At 66.5% G+C, this 16344-nt stretch carries 17 protein-coding genes; 6 read left to right on the forward strand and 11 right to left on the reverse strand.

Features of this window, described 5'->3' with window-relative positions:
- Positions 1 to 12 precede the first annotated feature (12 nt).
- Positions 13 to 1197 (reverse strand): acetyl-CoA C-acyltransferase family protein, encoded by a 1185-nt coding sequence (locus MJ643_RS24315; protein ID WP_013973108.1) that lies wholly within the window; start codon positions 1195 to 1197, stop codon positions 13 to 15.
- A gap of 168 nt (positions 1198 to 1365) precedes the next feature.
- Between MJ643_RS24315 and MJ643_RS24320 the strand changes: the two genes are divergently transcribed.
- On the forward strand, positions 1366 to 2376 hold the full coding sequence (locus MJ643_RS24320; protein ID WP_208209506.1) for an AraC family transcriptional regulator: 1011 nt from the start codon (positions 1366 to 1368) through the stop codon (positions 2374 to 2376).
- 68 nt (positions 2377 to 2444) lie between these two features.
- Here MJ643_RS24320 and MJ643_RS24325 read toward each other — a convergent pair whose 3' ends face one another.
- Positions 2445 to 2882: a carboxymuconolactone decarboxylase family protein gene (locus MJ643_RS24325; RefSeq protein ID WP_023661771.1), complete on the reverse strand. Its 438-nt coding sequence runs from the start codon at positions 2880 to 2882 to the stop codon at positions 2445 to 2447.
- 198 nt (positions 2883 to 3080) lie between these two features.
- Here MJ643_RS24325 and MJ643_RS24330 point away from each other — a divergent pair, with 198 nt between their 5' ends.
- On the forward strand, positions 3081 to 3539 hold the full coding sequence (locus tag MJ643_RS24330; protein ID WP_208209507.1) for a nucleoside deaminase: 459 nt from the start codon (positions 3081 to 3083) through the stop codon (positions 3537 to 3539).
- Entirely contained in the window at positions 3536 to 4732 is a 1197-nt protein-coding gene (locus MJ643_RS24335; RefSeq protein ID WP_208209508.1) for a CynX/NimT family MFS transporter, read from the forward strand. The genes MJ643_RS24330 and MJ643_RS24335 overlap by 4 nt, the downstream gene beginning before the upstream one ends.
- Here the strand turns inward: MJ643_RS24335 and MJ643_RS24340 are convergent.
- From MJ643_RS24340 to glcD, 7 genes are all read right to left on the reverse strand, one after another.
- A complete protein-coding gene (locus MJ643_RS24340; protein WP_247727023.1) occupies positions 4725 to 6158 on the reverse strand; it encodes a PLP-dependent aminotransferase family protein in 1434 nt (477 codons plus the stop codon). The genes MJ643_RS24335 and MJ643_RS24340 overlap by 8 nt on opposite strands.
- Before the next feature lie 194 nt (positions 6159 to 6352).
- Positions 6353 to 6691 (reverse strand): hypothetical protein, encoded by a 339-nt coding sequence (locus MJ643_RS24345; RefSeq protein ID WP_208209510.1) that lies wholly within the window; start codon positions 6689 to 6691, stop codon positions 6353 to 6355.
- Between the two features lie 168 nt (positions 6692 to 6859).
- Positions 6860 to 9031: a malate synthase G gene (locus tag MJ643_RS24350; RefSeq protein ID WP_247727024.1), complete on the reverse strand. Its 2172-nt coding sequence runs from the start codon at positions 9029 to 9031 to the stop codon at positions 6860 to 6862.
- 152 nt (positions 9032 to 9183) lie between these two features.
- Positions 9184 to 9582 carry a heme-binding protein gene (locus MJ643_RS24355; RefSeq protein WP_024087335.1) on the reverse strand — a complete coding sequence of 133 codons (399 nt, stop codon included), beginning with the start codon at positions 9580 to 9582 and terminating at the stop codon, positions 9184 to 9186.
- Positions 9575 to 10810, reverse strand: coding sequence for a glycolate oxidase subunit GlcF (gene glcF, locus MJ643_RS24360; RefSeq protein ID WP_085720603.1), 1236 nt, complete (start codon positions 10808 to 10810; stop codon positions 9575 to 9577). Before glcF ends, MJ643_RS24355 begins: the two co-directional genes overlap by 8 nt.
- Before the next feature lie 9 nt (positions 10811 to 10819).
- A complete protein-coding gene (glcE, locus tag MJ643_RS24365) occupies positions 10820 to 11872 on the reverse strand; it encodes a glycolate oxidase subunit GlcE (protein ID WP_208209512.1) in 1053 nt (350 codons plus the stop codon).
- Complete coding sequence (gene glcD / locus MJ643_RS24370; protein ID WP_208209513.1) at positions 11872 to 13371, reverse strand: glycolate oxidase subunit GlcD; 1500 nt, start codon at positions 13369 to 13371, stop codon at positions 11872 to 11874. Before glcD ends, glcE begins: the two co-directional genes overlap by 1 nt.
- A 194-nt stretch (positions 13372 to 13565) precedes the next feature.
- Between glcD and glcC the strand changes: the two genes are divergently transcribed.
- Positions 13566 to 14330, forward strand: coding sequence for a transcriptional regulator GlcC (glcC, locus tag MJ643_RS24375; RefSeq protein WP_013973097.1), 765 nt, complete (start codon positions 13566 to 13568; stop codon positions 14328 to 14330).
- 129 nt (positions 14331 to 14459) lie between these two features.
- On the opposite strand, the gene MJ643_RS24380 is transcribed toward glcC, so the two are convergent.
- On the reverse strand, positions 14460 to 14777 hold the full coding sequence (locus MJ643_RS24380) for a DUF2388 domain-containing protein (protein ID WP_003260922.1): 318 nt from the start codon (positions 14775 to 14777) through the stop codon (positions 14460 to 14462).
- A 171-nt stretch (positions 14778 to 14948) separates the two neighbouring features.
- On the opposite strand from MJ643_RS24380, the gene MJ643_RS24385 reads away from it, so the two are divergent.
- A complete protein-coding gene (locus MJ643_RS24385) occupies positions 14949 to 15575 on the forward strand; it encodes a glutathione S-transferase (RefSeq protein ID WP_024087331.1) in 627 nt (208 codons plus the stop codon).
- Between the two features lie 94 nt (positions 15576 to 15669).
- Here the strand turns inward: MJ643_RS24385 and MJ643_RS24390 are convergent, their stop codons facing one another.
- Positions 15670 to 15912: a hypothetical protein gene (locus MJ643_RS24390; RefSeq protein WP_023662350.1), complete on the reverse strand. Its 243-nt coding sequence runs from the start codon at positions 15910 to 15912 to the stop codon at positions 15670 to 15672.
- Between MJ643_RS24390 and MJ643_RS24395 the strand changes: the two genes are divergently transcribed.
- Positions 15912 to 16241, forward strand: coding sequence for a hypothetical protein (locus tag MJ643_RS24395; RefSeq protein ID WP_289331603.1), 330 nt, complete (start codon positions 15912 to 15914; stop codon positions 16239 to 16241). The genes MJ643_RS24390 and MJ643_RS24395 overlap by 1 nt on opposite strands.
- Positions 16242 to 16344 lie beyond the last annotated feature (103 nt).

Raw genomic sequence — 16344 nt, forward strand, 5'->3', positions numbered from 1 at the left:
TGTCAGGCTCCGTCAGACGCGCTCGAAGACCAAGGCGATGCCTTGGCCACCACCGATGCACATGGTGGCCAGGGCATAGCGGCCCTGGATGCGCTGCAGCTCATGGATGGCCTTGGTGGCGATGATCGCGCCGGTGGCGCCCACCGGGTGACCCAGGGAAATGCCCGAACCGTTGGGGTTGACCTTTTCCGGGTCGAAGCCCAGTTCGCGAGCCACGGCGCAAGCCTGGGCAGCGAAGGCTTCGTTGGACTCGATCACGTCCAGGTCCTGCACACTCAGGCCGGTCTTCTCCAGCACCTTGCGGGTGGCCGGGATCGGGCCAAGGCCCATCAGTTCAGGCTCGACGCCTGCATGGGCATAGCCCACCAGGCGGGCCAGGGGCTTCAGGCCCAGGCGGCGCACCGCATCACCAGTGGCCAGTACCAGGCCGCCAGCGCCGTCGTTGATGCCACTGGCGTTGCCGGCGGTAACGGTACCGTCTTTCTTGAACACCGCCTTCATCCCTGCCAGTTGCTCGGCGGTCACCTCGCCACGCACATGCTCGTCAGTGCTGAACTGCACGCTGCCCTTGCGGGTTTTCAGTTCCAGCGGAACGATCTGGCTGGCGAAGCGGCCTTCGGCAATGGCGCGAGCGGCGCGGCGCTGGCTGGTCAGGGCCAGTTCATCCTGCATTTCGCGGGTAATGCCGTGCTTGGCCGCAACGTTCTCGGCGGTGATGCCCATATGGAAGTGTTCGAACGGGTCCTGCAGCACACCGACGGTATAGTCGATGCCTTGCAGATCACCCATGCGAGCGCCCCAGCGTGCCTGCGGCAGCAGGTACGGGCCACGGCTCATGGATTCGGCACCGGCCGCCACGGCCACGTCGGTGTCGCCGAGCAGCAGGCATTGGGCTGCCGAGACGATGGCCTGCAGGCCCGAGCCGCACAGGCGGTTGACGTTGAATGCCGGGGTTTCCTTGGGGATGCCGGCGTTCATTGCCGCTACGCGGGCCAGGTAGGCGTCACGCGGTTCGGTGGGGATCACCGTGCCCATCACCAGGTGGCCGACTTGCTCGGCGGCCACGCCCGAGCGCTCGATGGCGGCGCGGGTGATGGCGCTGGCCAGGTCGGCTAGCGGCAGGTCCTTGAGGGAACCGCCAAAACCACCAATGGCTGAACGGACGGCACTGACGACGTAGATTTCTGCGCTGCTCATAGGGGCTCCGATTGCGAAGGCATGGCGGGACCGGGCCAGGCTCTGCGAGAATGGCCGACGATCCCGGAGTGGGACCGAGTCTAGGCAAAGGCTCTGTTGCAGCCTATGCCGGAACTGTTCAGACAACCTGGCACTTTTTGCCACTCAGCATAGACAGCGAAAACCGCCATGCGCGATAGCGATTCGGTCGCCGTGTACTTCCTCAATGCCATGCTCCATGCCCTGCGCGACTGCCCCGCCGAACGCGATGCGCAGCTGCGTGCGGTGGGCATCGACCCACAACTGCTCGAGCAGCCCCAGGCGCGTGTACCGGCCAAGGCCTTCGCCCAGCTGTGGCTGGCGCTGATCCAGCGCCTGGACGATGAGTTCTTCCGCCTCGACAGCCACGGCATGCCGCCGGGCAGTTTCGCCCTGATCTGCCGAGGCCTGATCCTGGAGCCGAACCTGGAGAAGGCCTTGCGCCAGTGCATGGGCGGTTTTGGCCTGTTCCTGCGCGATCTGCGCGGCAGCCTGACGGTGCGTGGCGGGCGGGCGCTGATCAGCGTGCAGTCGAGCATCGCCGACCCGCTGACCCGGGTGTATGCCGAGGAAACCTACCTGGTGCTGATGATCGGCATGCTGTGCTGGCTGGCCGGGCGGCGGATCGCCATCGACCGCACCGAGCTGGCGGTGTCGCGCCCGGCCCAGGAAGACGACCTGCTGCTGTGGGGGCCGGACCTGCGCCTGGGCAGCGGGCGCACCGAGGTGGAGTTCGACAGCGCCTACCTGCGCCTGCCGGTGGTGCAGGACCTGGCGGCCCTGAAAACCTTCCTGCGCAGTGCGCCGCAGGGGCTGGTGATTCGCTTTCGCAACCAGAACGGGCTGGTGGCCGAAGTGTACCGGCACCTGCGGGCGCGGCGTTATGGGCATTGGCCGACGCTGGCGGCGCTGGCGCAGCAGCAGGGGGTCAGTGCCAGTACTTTCCGTCGGCAGCTGGAGCGGGAAGGGCGTTCGTACCAGCAGATCAAGGATGAAGTGCGCCGGGCAATGGCCTTCGAGCGGTTGCGCGAAGGGGAGTTGAGCATTGCCGAGATTGCCGAGCAGACCGGGTTCCAGGAGCCCAGTGCGTTTCACCGGGCGTTCAAGAAGTGGACCGGGCAGAGCCCTGGCAGCTACCGGGCGCGGTTGGCCGGGCGTTGAGATGTTGCCTGTGCCGGCCTCTTCGCGGGTTCACCCGCGAAGAGGCCGGCACAGGAAGTCAAGAGTGATCAGGCCGGCACCATGGCAAACCCGACCCCGAATCGGTTCCAGGCATTGATGGCGGCAATTGCCAGGGTCAGGTTGGCCACCTCCGCCGGCTCGAAGTGTTCCTGCAAGGCTTCATATTCGCCCTGCGGCGCGCCGTGCTCGGGCAGCCTGGTCAGGCTCTCCACCCAGGCCAGCGCAGCACGTTCGCGCGGGGTGAAGTAGGCGGTTTCCTGCCAGACGCACAAGGTCTGCAGGCGTGCCTCGGTCTCACCGGCCTTGCGCGCATCGTTGGCGTGCAGGTTGACGCAGTAGGCGCAGCCGTTGATCTGCGAAGCCCGCAGGCGCACCAGTTCCAGCAGGGAATTCTCCAGGCCACTCTTGGCCAAGGCCTGCTCCAGGCCGACCATGGCTTTGTAGGCCTCGGGGGCGTGCTTGGCCCATTCGATACGGTTGTGCATGGCTGTCTCCAAAGGGTGTGGGGTGGGGATGGCGCTACTGTAGCGCCGCACGTTGGCCTCCCCGATAGCCAATCACGCGCATAAGCGGGAGGCCAATCGGCCATTTGGGAGGCCACTGACAGGCATCCAATCTCTTCATTTCTGCCAGGCCGCCGAAGCCCGGATAATGATCAGGTCTTGCAACAGGGGAACCGATTCATGTCCGAAGAACGCTACATGCGCGAAGCGCTCGACCTGGCCCGCGCCAACATTCAGGCTGGTGGCCGGCCCTTCGGCGCCGTGCTGGTGTACCAGGGGCAGGTGCTGGCGCGTGCGGTCAACGAGATCCACAGCAATCAGGACCCGACCGCCCACGCCGAGATGCAGGCCATCCGCAAGGCCAGCCATGCCCTGGGCCAGGCACGCCTGGACGGCGCCGAAATCTACGCCAGCGGCCACCCGTGCCCGATGTGCCTGGCGGCCATGCACCTGTGCGGTATCGAGCGGGCCTGGTTTGCCTACGACAACGCCGAGGGAGAACCCTACGGCTTGTCCACCGCGGCGGTATACGCGCAGATGGCTCGCCCGCCCCAGCAACAGAGCCTGCCGCTGCGCGCCCTGAAGCCCAGCGGCGAAGCAGGTCTTTACCTTGAGTGGAAACAGGCCAACGCACAATGAGAGCGGCATTGAACCTGCTCCTGGTCATCCTGCTGGCACTGAACCTGCGGCCGATCCTGACCAGCATCGGCCCGTTGCTCGAACCCATGCGCGCAAGTACTGGCCTAGGTTACCAGCAGGCGGCCTTGCTGACGGCGTTGCCGGTGCTGTGCATGGGCCTGGTGCCCTTGCTGCAACCCTGGTTGCGGCGCTGGATCAGCGAACACGGCGGCATGCTCGCTGGCCTGTCTGCCATCGCCCTGGCCTGCCTGTGGCGCCTGCAACTGGGCAGCGCCTGGGCGCTGATTGCCAGTGCGGTGGTCGCCGGCCTGGGGGTTGCGGTAGTGCAGGGCATGATGCCGGGGCTGGTCAACCGCTGGTTTCCCGGCCGCCTGGCGGGGGCGATGGGCCTGTATTCGGCTGCGCTGATGAGCGGCGGCGGCCTGGCCGCCGTGCTCGGGCCACACATCAGTGGCTACTTCGGCCACTGGCAGGTCGGCCTGGGCGTGTGGGCGATCCCGGCCGTGCTGGCGGTGCTGGCCTGGGCTGTGCTGCGGCCGCGTCAGGAGGCGGCGAAACTGGCCGGTGCCACCGGCGGTCACTGGTTCGGTACGCGTCGGGCCTGGTTGCTGGCGCTGTACTTTGGCTTGATCAACGGCGGCTACACCAGCATGGTGGCCTGGTTGCCGGCCTATCACATCGAGCATGGTGGCAGCGCCCAGGGCGGTGCCGACCTGGTGGGCCTGATGACCATCTTCCAGGTGGCCGGTGCATTGGGCTTGCCGCTGTTGCTGCGGCGCTGGGCAGACCGACGCCCGGGCCTGTGGCTGGCCTTGGCGATCCAGCTGGTGGGTTTCCTCGGCCTGCTGCTGGCACCCACGCTGGCCTCGGGGCTGTGGGTGGCGATGATCGGTTTCGGCCTGGGCGCCTGCTTCAGCCAGAGCCTGACGCTGACCCTGGAGCACCTGAAGACGCCTGCCGAGGCTGGCAGCCTGGCGGCGTTCGTGCAGGGCATCGGCTTCATCATCACCGGCATGGTGCCTTACGTCACCGGCTGGTTGCGCGACATGAGCGGTGATTTCCAGGCCTCCTGGACGCTACTGACCGTGACCGTGGTAGCGATGCTGCTGGTTACCACGTGGTTCAACCCTCGCGGTTATGCCGCGGCGATTGCTCGCCCGTTAGTGGCGGGCAAGGCCGCGCCGGTCAACTGAGGCGCTGCAGGGTGTCGCGCACCCGGTCCAGCGCCGGGTCGATGTCCAGCAGCTCGATGGCGCCGAAGCCCAGCAACAGCCCCGGGCGCACTGGCGCTTCGCTGAAGAACGGCGCGAGCGAATACAGGCCGACCTCCACCTTGCGTGTGAGGTTGGCCAGCAGCTCGACATCGACCCCAGGTTTGGCCAGGGCGCTGAGGTGGAACCCGGCGCTGGCGGGGATGGCGCTGAACCACGGTGCCAGGTCGCCGCCCAGCCGTGCGAGGATGCGTTCGCGACGGGCGCTGTAGACCTCGTGGCAACGGCGGATGTGCTTGTTCAGGTGGCCTTCGCCGAGAAAGCGCGCCAGTGCCCACTGCAACAGGGTCGGGCTGTGCCAGTCGCTGAGGTGCTTGGCCACGCAGGCGGCCTTCAGCACGTCGGGCGGCAGTACGGCGTAGCCCAGGCGCAACTCGGGCAGCAAGGTCTTGGAAAAGGTCCCCACATAGGCCACCAGGCCATGGCGGTCGAGGCGCTGCAGAGCGTCGGCGGCTGGGCCGTGGTAGCGGAACTCGCAGTCGTAGTCGTCTTCGATGATCAACGCACCCAGCTCGGCGGCCCGTGCCAGCAGGGCGTGCCGGCGTGGCTCGCTCATCGGCATGCCCAGCGGGAACTGGTGCGAGGGCGTGACGTAGATCAGCCGGGTGTCGTCGGCGATCTGCTCCACGCACAGGCCTTCATCGTCCACCGGTACCGATTGCAGGCGCGCGCCGAGGGCCAGGAACAGTTGCCGCGCTGGCGGGTAGCCCGGGTCTTCCATGGCTACCTGGCAACCCGGCTCGACCAGTACCCGTGCGATCAGGTCCAGTGCCTGCTGGGCGCCGTTGCACACCAGCAGGTCAGCGGCGCTGCAGTGCACGCCGCGGGCATAGGCGACATGATGGGCAATGGCCTCGCGCAGCTCCGGCAGGCCCTGGGCAGGGAACTGCCGCTCGGGATGGCGCTGGCTGCGGCGCAGGGCATAGTTCAGGCAACTGCGCCACTGGTCGAACGGGAACTGCGCCTTGCTCGAGGCCCCGCCGATGAAGTCGTAACGCGACGGAGCCTCCAGCTGGCGTCGGCTCAGCACGGTGGCGCGCTGCTGCCAGCGCTCGAGCGACGCGGCACCAGCCAGGGGAATCGCGGTCGATTCGCTGCTGCGCAGCGGCTGGCGCGGGGTGACGAAGGTGCCCCGGCCGACCACGCCGCTCAGCAGGTTGTCGTAGGTCAGCCGGGAATAGGCCTCGGCCACGGTCTTGCGCGACACGCCCAGCTGCTCTGCCAGCAGGCGGCTTGGCGGCAGTTGGGTGCCGGCGGCCAGGTGGCCGCTGTCGATGCCGGCGCGCAGTTGCTGGTAAAGCTGGTCGGCCAGGCCTTTGCGGCCTTCCAGGCGAATGTGCAGTTCCATGGAGCGGTCCGGAGCGGGGAAGTGCTCAGGATAGCGGATTGGTCGGGGAAGGGCATGGGGCCGCTTTACGGCCCATCGCGACACAAGGCCGCTCCCACAGGTACAGCGCTGCAATCAAAGTCTGTGATGTCCTGTGGGAGCGGCCTTGTGTCGCGATGGGGTGTGCAAAGCACCCCCAGAAAGCCAACGCAAACTCAGAGCCGGGCAGTACTCACCGTGATGTAGCCCTTGTCCGCCAGCGCGATACGTATCACCGTTTCGTCCGCCGGCGCCTTGCGGTTGCGCTTGATGCGCACGCCTTCCACCGCCGCCGCTTTCATATGCTCGGTGATGGCCCGCCCGTTCGGGTCGAAGAACAACTCGCTGGCCAGCAACTCGATACGCTCGATCAGTTGGCGGGAGCGTTCATCGGTGGCGCAGAAGAACATCACCCCCGACAGGTGGGGGTCTTCGTCCGGGTTGTTCATGTCATGGGCCAGCAGTTCGCGCAGGGTGCTGCGCAATTCGGCAGTGGGGCGGGCGTACAGGTGCATGCGGAACCTCCTCTGGATCGCGACCTTGCGTCATCCAGTGCCGATCATGTTTTCAGTGGGCGGAGGCAACAAGTAGGACGCTTCCGAGCGCCGAATAGGAAATTTCTGAAGGTGCCGGGATACCACCTGTTTTCATGCAGTGGGGCCGCATAGCGGCCCCTGTCAGCATCAGCGCCCAACCTCCTGCTTGAAACGCAAGCGCCAGCCATGCAGCAACGGTTCGGTATAGCCGCTGGGCTGCTGCCGCCCCTTGAACACCAGCTCCCGCGCAGCGCGGAAGGCATGCGATGCCTCGAAGCCCGCCGTCATCGGCCGGTACGCCGGGTCCCCGGCATTCTGCTGGTCGACCACGCCGGCCATGCGTTGCAAGGTCGCCTCGACCTGCTCGGCATCGACCACCCCGTGGTGCAGCCAGTTGGCAATGTGCTGCGCCGAAATCCGCAAGGTCGCGCGGTCTTCCATCAGGCCCACATCATGGATATCCGGCACCTTGGAACAGCCGACCCCTTGCTCGACCCAGCGCACCACGTAACCGAGGATACCCTGGCAGTTGTTGTCCAGCTCGGCCTGGATTTCGGCTGCGCTCCAGGGCCGCTCGGGGCTGACCGGGACACTGAGCAGGTCATGCAGCAACTCGGCGCGCTGGGCATTCAGGTCAACCTGTTCCAGCGTTTGCTGCACGGCCGCCACATCCACCTGGTGGTAGTGCAGCGCATGCAGTGTCGCGGCTGTGGGCGAGGGCACCCAGGCCGTGTTGGCGCCGGCCCTGGGCTGGGCGACTTTCTGTTCCAGCATGGCCGCCATCAGGTCGGGCATGGCCCACATGCCCTTGCCGATCTGCGCCTTGCCGCGCAGGCCACAGGCCAGCCCCACCAGTACGTTGCTGCGCTCATAGGCCTGGATCCAGGCACTGCCTTTCATGTCGCCCTTGCGCAGCATGGCGCCGGCTTCCATGGCCGTGTGCATCTCGTCACCGGTGCGGTCGAGGAAGCCGGTGTTGATGAACACCACCCGTGACGCGGCGCTGGCGATGCAGGCTTTGAGGTTGACGCTGGTACGCCGCTCCTCGTCCATGATGCCCATCTTCAGCGTGTGTACGGGCAGGCCCAACAGGGCTTCGACGCGGCCGAACAGCTGGTCGGCAAAGGCCACCTCGGCCGGCCCGTGCATCTTCGGCTTGACGATGTACAGGCTGCCCTCGCGGGAATTGCCACGGCGCTTGAGGTCATGCAGGCCGATCAGGCTGGTGACCACGGCATCGAGGATGCCTTCCGGGATTTCCCGGCCATCACGGTCGAGGATGGCCGGGTTGGTCATCAGGTGGCCGACGTTGCGGATGAACAGCAGCGAGCGGCCTGGCTGGGTCAGGGGCTGGCCGTCTGCGCCGTGGTAGTGGCGGTCTTCGGCCAGGGTGCGTTCGAAGGTCTTGCCGCCCTTGCTGACCTGTTCGCTGAGGTCGCCCTTCATCAGGCCGAGCCAGTTGCGGTAGACGTTGACCTTGTCGTCGGCGTCCACGGCGGCTACCGAGTCTTCGCAGTCGATGATGGTGGTGAGCGCGGCCTCCAGCAGGATGTCCTTGACCCCGGCCCGGTCCTGCTGGCCGATGGCGTTGGCCGGGTCGACCTGGATTTCGAAATGCAATTGGTGATGCTGCAACAGGATCGCTGTTGGCGTGTTCGGCTCACCTTGGTAACCACGCAGTTGCGCGGGGTGCCTGAGGCCGACCTGACGGCCATCGGCCAGGGTTACCTGCAGCGTGCCCTGGCTGATCGCGTAGGCCTTGGCGTCGCTGTGCGACGCACCGTCGAGAGGGGCCGCGGTGTCGAGGAACTGCCGGCCATAGGCGATCACCTTGGCGCCGCGATGCGGGTTGTAGCCCTGGCCACGTTCGGCGCCCTCGGTTTCGGCGATGGCATCGGTGCCATACAGGGCATCGTACAGCGAGCCCCAGCGGGCGTTGGCGGCGTTGAGGGCGTAGCGGGCGTTGCTCAGTGGCACCACCAGTTGCGGGCCGGCCTGCACGGCGATCTCGCGGTCAACGTTGCGGGTGCTGACCTGCACGCTTGCCGGGGGCTCTACAAGGTAGCCGATGCCTTGCAGGAAATGCTGGTAGGCGGCCATGTCACGGATCGGGCCGGGGTGCTGGCGGTGCCAGTTGTCGAGTTCTGTCTGCAGGCGCTCGCGTTCGGCGAGCAGGGCGCGGTTTTGTGGTGCGAGGTCGTGGATCAGGGTGCTGAAGCCTTGCCAGAAGGTGCGGGCTTCGATGCCGGTGCCGGGGAGGACCTCATCTTCGATGAAGCGCTGCAGGGTGGGGGCGATCTGGAATGGATGGTTTGGCATTGTCTGTTCGCTCGATGTTCAGGCTTCTGGATAAATGTTGCTTTTGCCGGCCTCTTCGCGGGTAAACCCGCTCCCACAGGGCTTTCACAAGGCCTGAGGCCTGTGCAGCACCTGTGGGAGCGGGTTTACCCGCGAAGAGGCCGGCACAGGATTCAGAGAGCAGCCGCCCCGGCCTTGGCCACCTGGGCATCCTGCTCGGCCTTGACCCCGGACACGCCGATCGCCCCCACCACCTGGCCATCCACCCGCAGCGGTACGCCACCTTCCAGGCTGGTCAGCAGCGGCGCGGTGACGAAAGCGGTACGGCCACCATTGACCATTTCCTCGTAATCTCGCGTCTCCTTGCGCCCCAGTGCGGCAGTGCGGGCCTTTTCCATCGCGATGTAGGCACTGGCCGGCGCGCAGCCGTCCAGGCGCTCCAGGGCCAGCGGGTGGCCGCCGTCGTCGACCACGGCAATGGTCACGTTCCATTGTTGTGCCTGGGCTTCCTGGCGGGCGGCGGTCAGCACTTTGGCGACTTCGGCCTGGCCGATAACGAACTTGCTATGCATGGTGGTTCTCCGGGTTCAAGGCTGCTTCGACGATTTCGATCCAGTGCCGCACCGGTGTGCGCCCGGCCCCGTCGAGGTGGGCCTGGCAGCCGATGTTGGCGGTGGCGATGACTTGCGGTTTGCCGCTTTCAAGGGCGTTGAGGCGGTTGTCGCGCAGTTGTAGCGACAGCTCGGGTTGAGTCAGCGAATAGGTGCCGGCCGAGCCGCAGCACAGGTGGCCGTCCGGTACCGGGGTCAAGGTGAAGCCAAGGCGTGTCAGCAATGCCTCCACCGCACCCCCCAGCTTCAGCGCGTGCTGCAGGGTGCATGGGCAATGGAAGGCCAGGCGCTGTTCGACGCACACGCCCAGTTGCTCGACCGGCTCGTCGCGCAGCACCTCCACCAGGTCGCGGGACAGGGCGCTGACCCGTGCGGCCTTGGCGGCGTAGCGCGGGTCCTTTTCCAGCAGGTGGCCGTAATCGCGCACGAACGCGCCGCAGCCGCTGGCGGTTTGCACGATGGCCTCGGCGCCGGCTTCGATGGCTGGCCACCAGGCATCGATATTGCGCCGCGCCCGTTGCAGGCCTTGTTCCTGGGCATTGAGGTGGTAGTCCACCGCGCCACAGCAGCCGGCCTGCCGGATTGGCACCACGCTGATGCCCAGGCGGTCCAGCAGGCGTGCGGCGGCTGCGTTGGTGTTGGGCGACAGGGCCGGTTGCACGCAGCCTTCCAGCATCAGCACCCGCCGCGCATGGCGCGGTGCGGGGCGTTGGCCGGGGGCGGTGACCCGCGCCGGCAGCTTGCGCTTGAGCGTTGCCGGTAGCAGTGGGCGCAGGGCCTGGCCACTGCGGGTCAGGGCCTTGAACAGCGCCGGGCGTGGCACCACTGCACGCAGGCCCTGGCGCAGCAGGCGCTGGCCGAGCGGGCGTGGCACCTGCTGTTCGACCACGGCGCGGCCAATGTCCAGCAGGTCGTGGTACTTCACCCCGGAAGGGCAGGTGGTTTCACAGTTGCGGCAGGTCAGGCAGCGATCCAGATGCAACTGGGTGCTGGCGGTGATCGGCGCGCCTTCGAGCATCTGCTTTATCAGGTAGATGCGCCCGCGTGGGCCGTCCAGTTCATCGCCCAGCAGCTGGTAGGTGGGGCACGTGGCGGTACAGAAGCCACAGTGCACGCAGGAGCGCAGGATGCTTTCGGCCTCGTCGGCGCGGGCCAGGCGTCGGGCGGTTTCGCTCAGGTTGGTTTGCATGGTCTGGCCTCACAGGTCCGGGTACAGGCGGCCAGGGTTGAACACACCCTGGGGGTCAAGTTGCTGCTTGAGCGCTCGGTGGTAGCGCATCAGCGCGGCGGGCAGCGGTGGGCTGCTGGCAGCGCCAGGGGCATGGCAGGTGGCGTGGCCACCGACCTTGGCGACCTGCTCGCGGATGTGCTGCGCCGGTGCCGTGGACTTGAGCCAACGCTGCGCGCCACCCCAGTCGATCAGCTGCTGGCCGGGCAGGTCCAGCTCGCCGGTGGTGTTGGGCACGGACAAGCGCCACAGCGGCGCGGGGCCGGCAAAGAACGCCAGGCGCTGCTCGCGCAGGTCGCTCCAGAAGCTGCTGTCCAGTGCCTCGCCGCCCAGGCGCTGGCGTGCCGACTGCACCGAGCCTTCGCCGCCTTCCAGGCGCAGGTACAGCGCGTCGCCGTCATGGCAGGCCGCGCTGATCGGCAGCGGCTGCTGGCCCCATTCGGCCAGCTCCGCCAGCGCCTGGTGGCGGCCCATCGGCAGGCGCAGGCTGAGGCACTGGCGCGGGCGGGGCAGCACTTTCAGCGACACCTCGGTCAGCAGCCCGAGGCAGCCGAAGCTGCCCGCCATCAGCCGCGACACGTCGTAGCCGGCAACGTTCTTCATCACTTCGCCACCAAAGCGCAACAGCTTGCCGTGACCGGTGATTACCCGTGTGCCCAGCACATAGTCGCGCACCGACCCGGCCCACGGCCGCCTGGGACCGGACAGCCCGGCCGCGACCATGCCACCCAGGGTGGCGTCGGGGCCCAGGTGCGGTGGTTCGCAGGGCAGCATCTGGCCAGCCTCGTGCAGCGCTGCCTCGATCTCGCGCAGCGGCGTGCCGGCGCGGGCAGTCAGCACCAACTCGGTCGGGTCGTAGCTGACGATGCCGCGGTGGCTGCGGGTGTCGAGTACCTCGCCGGCCACCGGGCAGCCGAGCATGGCCTTGCTGTTGCCACCCTGGATACGCAGCGGCGTGGCCTGGTTCAGCGCCTGGTTGACCTGCTCCAGCAGGGCCTGGCTGATGTCGCGGTCCATGCTCATCAGAAACGCTCCAGATCGGGAAAGGGCAGTTGCCCATGGTGCACGTGCATGGCGCCGAACTCGGCGCAGCGGTGCAGGGTGGGGATGTTCTTGCCGGGGTTGAGCAGGCCTTGCGGGTCGAAGGCAGCCTTGATCGCATGGAACAGGGTGATTTCGTCGCTGTTGAACTGTGCGCACATCTGGTTGATCTTCTCGCGCCCCACGCCGTGTTCGCCGGTGATGCTGCCGCCTACGGCCACGCACAGCTCGAGGATCTTGCCGCCGATGGCTTCGGCACGTTCCAGCTCGCCTGGCAGGTTGGCATCGAACAGGATCAGCGGGTGCATGTTGCCGTCGCCGGCATGGAACACGTTGGCCACGCGCAGGCCGTATTCGGCGGACAGGTCGCTGATGCCCTTGAGCACCCGTGGCAGTTCGCGGCGCGGGATGGTGCCGTCCATGCAGTAGTAGTCCGGGGAGATACGCCCCACCGCCGGGAAGGCGTTCTTGCGCCCGGCCCAGAAGCGCACGCGCTCGGCCTCGTCGCAGGCCAGCCGCACATCACGCGCACCGGCCTGGGCCAGCACGGCGGCGACCCGTTCGCAGTCATCGTGCACATCGGCTTCGACGCCATCCAGTTCGCACAGCAGGATGGCCGCAGCGTCAACCGGGTAGCCGGCGTGGATGAAGTCCTCCGCAGCGCGGATCGCCAGGTTGTCCATCATCTCCAGGCCGCCGGGGATGATCCCGGCAGCGATGATCTCGGCCACTGCCCGGCCGGCGTCCTCGACGCTGTCGAAGCTGGCCAGCAGCACCCGCGCCACCTGGGGCTTGGGCAGCAGCTTGACGGTGACTTCGGTGACGATGCCGAGCATGCCTTCAGAGCCGGTGAACAGTGCCAGCAGGTCGAAACCGGGGCTGTCCAGGGCATCGCTGCCGAGGGTCGGGCGTTCGCCCTCGACTGTGAGGATTTCCACCTTGAGCAGGTTGTGCACGGTCAGGCCGTACTTGAGGCAGTGCACGCCACCGGCGTTCTCGGCGACATTGCCGCCGATGGAGCAGGCGATTTGCGAGGACGGGTCCGGCGCATAGTACAGGCCGTGGGGCGCGGCCGCCTGGGAGATGGCCAGGTTGCGCACGCCAGGCTGCACACGGGCGAAGCGGCCCTGCGGGTTGACTTCGAGAATGCGGTTGAACCGCGCCATCACCAGCAGGATGCCTTTGGCCAGTGGCAGGGCGCCGCCCGACAGGCCGGTACCGGCGCCGCGTGCCACCACCGGCACGCCACGCTGGTGGCAAAGCCTGAGCAGCGTCTGCACCTGCTCCAGGCGCTCGGGCAGCACCACCAGCAGCGGCACCGTGCGGTAGGCCGAGAGGCCGTCGCATTCATAGGGCTTGAGGTCTTCCTCGCGGTGCAGGATCTCGAGGTCCGGCAGGGCAGCGCGCAGCGCTTGCAGCAGCGCCCCCTGGTCCACATCGGGCAGCGCGCCATCGACGCGTTCGTCGTACAGGATATTCATCGGCTCACTCGGCAACGGTTTTTGTTGTTGTTGGCAAAGCGCTCACCCTTGCAGCCTGCGCGTGGTAGCTGTCGGGGTCGAGTACAGGGTGAGCTGGTCCTACCAGTTTTTGCGGCGGGTACTGGTTATTGACGGCTTTGCCCGGCAAAATTGAGACAAGTGGTCAAAGTGGTCATACCAGCAGGAGGGGCGCAGTGGGTAGTGAAGGCAAGGCCAAGGTCGCCGACCAGGTGGCCGAACGGGTCGAGCGGTTGATCGTCGACGGCGTGCTCAAGGTGGGCCAGGCCCTGCCGTCGGAGCGGCGCCTGGTGGACAAGCTGGGCTGCTCGCGCTCGGCGCTGCGTGAGGGCCTGCGCATCCTGCGCGGGCGCGGCATCATCGACACCGAGCAGGGGCGCGGCTCGTTCGTCGCAGACCTGACGGGCCATGCGGGTGCCACGCCGTTGATGCACCTGTTCGGCTCGCAGCCGCGTACGCTGTTCGACCTGCTGGAAGTGCGGGCGTTGCTGGAAGCCGAATCGGCGCGCCTGGCGGCACTGCGCGCCACCGAGGTCGACCGTTTGCTGATCCGCCGGCGCTATGAAGAGATGCTGGCTGCGCACGAAGCCCCCGAAGCGATCGATGCCCGTGAACATGCCCGCCGCGACCATGCCTTTCACCGGGCGATCAGCGAGGCTTCGCACAACCCGGTGCTGGTTCATACCTTGCAATCGCTCAGTGACCTGACCTTGAGCACGGTGTTCGCCTCGGTCAACAACCTGTATTGCCGGCCGGCGCAGAAGCGCCAGATCGACCGCCAGCATGCGCGGTTGTATCACGCGGTGATGGAACAGTTGCCCGAGCAGGCGCAGCGCGCGGCGCGCGAGCATATCAACGGGATCCGCGACAGTTTGCGGGAGATCGAGCAGGAAGAGCAGCGGCTGGTAAGGGCCACCATGCGCATGGATGGCTGGGGTTGAAGTGTTGCCTGTGTCGGCCCTTTCGCGGGTAAACCCGCTCCTACAGGGGGGCTGCACTGGGTTTCAAGTCGGTGCGGTGCCTGTGGGAGCGGGTTTACCCGCGAAGAGGCCGGTGCAGGATTACCTCAATCAATGATCGGCTATGCGGTCATCCTGCGAGAGGAGGGCCCGGGCCAGCTCTTCATCATTGGCCTGCAGGCCTGGGTTGTCCTTGCGGGCCTGTTCCAGCGCCGACTCCACATAGGCGCCACGGATTGCACCACCGCTGGCGACGTAGGCCGAAAGCTCGTCACGCGCCGGGATGATCCGTTTGTCGTCCTTGAAGGTCGAGTAAAGCGAAGCGGAAACACCGGCCGAGGTTGCGACGTCGCCTGCGTCGACGTCAGCCAGGGCAGCACCGGCAGGCAGCAGGAGCAGCAGCGCAGGGGCGAGGAGTAGGTGGCGCATGGTGTGTTCTCCAGTAGCGTGAAGCCCAAGTAATTGAACCACTCAGTGATTAAGAAAGCGCAGGTGGGGAGGTAGTTCCCTTCGTATCGGAAACAGGCATTGACCCTGTCGAGCCAGGCGTGATCTGCTCGGGCTGCTGGCCCAATCATTCAATGGATGAAGGTTCTCCCCATGCCCGACTACAAGCTGCATTGTTTCGCCGAATCCGGTAACGCCTACAAGGCCGCCCTGATGCTTGAACTCACAGGCCAGGACTGGCAGCCGGTGTTCGTCGATTTCTTCAATGGCCAGACTCGCGAACAAGCCTGGCGCGACGACGTGAACGAACAGGGCGAGGTGCCGGTGCTGGAACACGCCGGCAAATCCTTTACCCAGTCTGCGCTGATCCTCGACTACCTCGCAGAGAAAACCGGGCAGTTCGGCCCCCGCGACGAAGACGAAAAGCGCGAGATCTGGCGCTGGATGCTGTTCGATAACCATAAGTTCACCAGTTACTACGCGGCGCTGCGTTTTCTTTTCTGCCTGAAGAAAACCGGTGAAACGGATGTGACCCGGTTCCTGCGCGAACGTGCCATGGCGGCCTACCGTATCGTCGACGTGCACCTGGCGAAGACACCGTTCATGGTCGGTGGCCGGCTGACGATCGCTGACCTGTCGCTGGCCGGGTATGTGTTCATGCCGGAGGACACTGGCATTGCGTTGGCGCAGTTCACCCACATCGAGGCATGGAAAGCACGAATCCAGGCGTTGCCAGGGTGGAAGCACCCGTATGAACTGATGCCCCGCGCGGCATCCTGAGCAATCCGGCTCGCCAGGCCATGGTGCAGTGGGCCTTTGGCGAGCCAGCCATTCTGATGGCCGGTCGGTGACAAGCGCAGCGGCGTGGCTACGCTCAAAAATCAAGAAACATCCCGAAATATTTGGCCGGCAGGCCCTGAAGGATCTCGTTCAACCACTGCAGATGGAAGGCCGCGCTGGTTAGCAAGTCGCCCCATGGGGGGCCGGAAATCACAGGGTGCGTCGTGCAACCCGGTTCTACTCCAAGCGGAGGCATCATGATGCTCAGGAAATGCTTGTTGGCTCTGGCTATCGGTACAGTGTTGTCGGCTTCGGCCGTGTTGGTGCCAGACTCCATTGACGGTACCTCCAGCGCGTATGCGAAGGATGGTGGTGGTGGCGGCGGTGGCGGTCACGGTGGTGGTGGCGGAGGCAGCGGCGGTGGTGGTGGCCATGGCGGCGGAGGTGGTGGTAGCGGTGGCGGCGGTGGCCATGGCGGTGGAGGTGGCGGTAGCGGCGGTGGTGGCTCGGGTGGTGGCCACGGCGGCAGTGGCAGCGGGCACAGTGGCGATGGTGGTGGGCATGATGGCCGCGGGCGCAATGGTGCAGATGATGGTGCCGACCACGAGGCCAACCACGAAGCCAATCATGAGGCGAATCACGATGTGGGCGAGCCCCACGGTGTAGGGCATGGCGCCGACGATGGGGCTGACCATGACGTTGGGGATGATCGCGGAGGCGATCGGAGCTAGCAGTTTGGGTGTCTGTGTCGACCTCTTCGCGGGCACGC

This window comes from Pseudomonas sp. PNPG3 (assembly GCF_023093815.1).
Lineage (GTDB): Bacteria > Pseudomonadota > Gammaproteobacteria > Pseudomonadales > Pseudomonadaceae > Aquipseudomonas > Aquipseudomonas asiatica.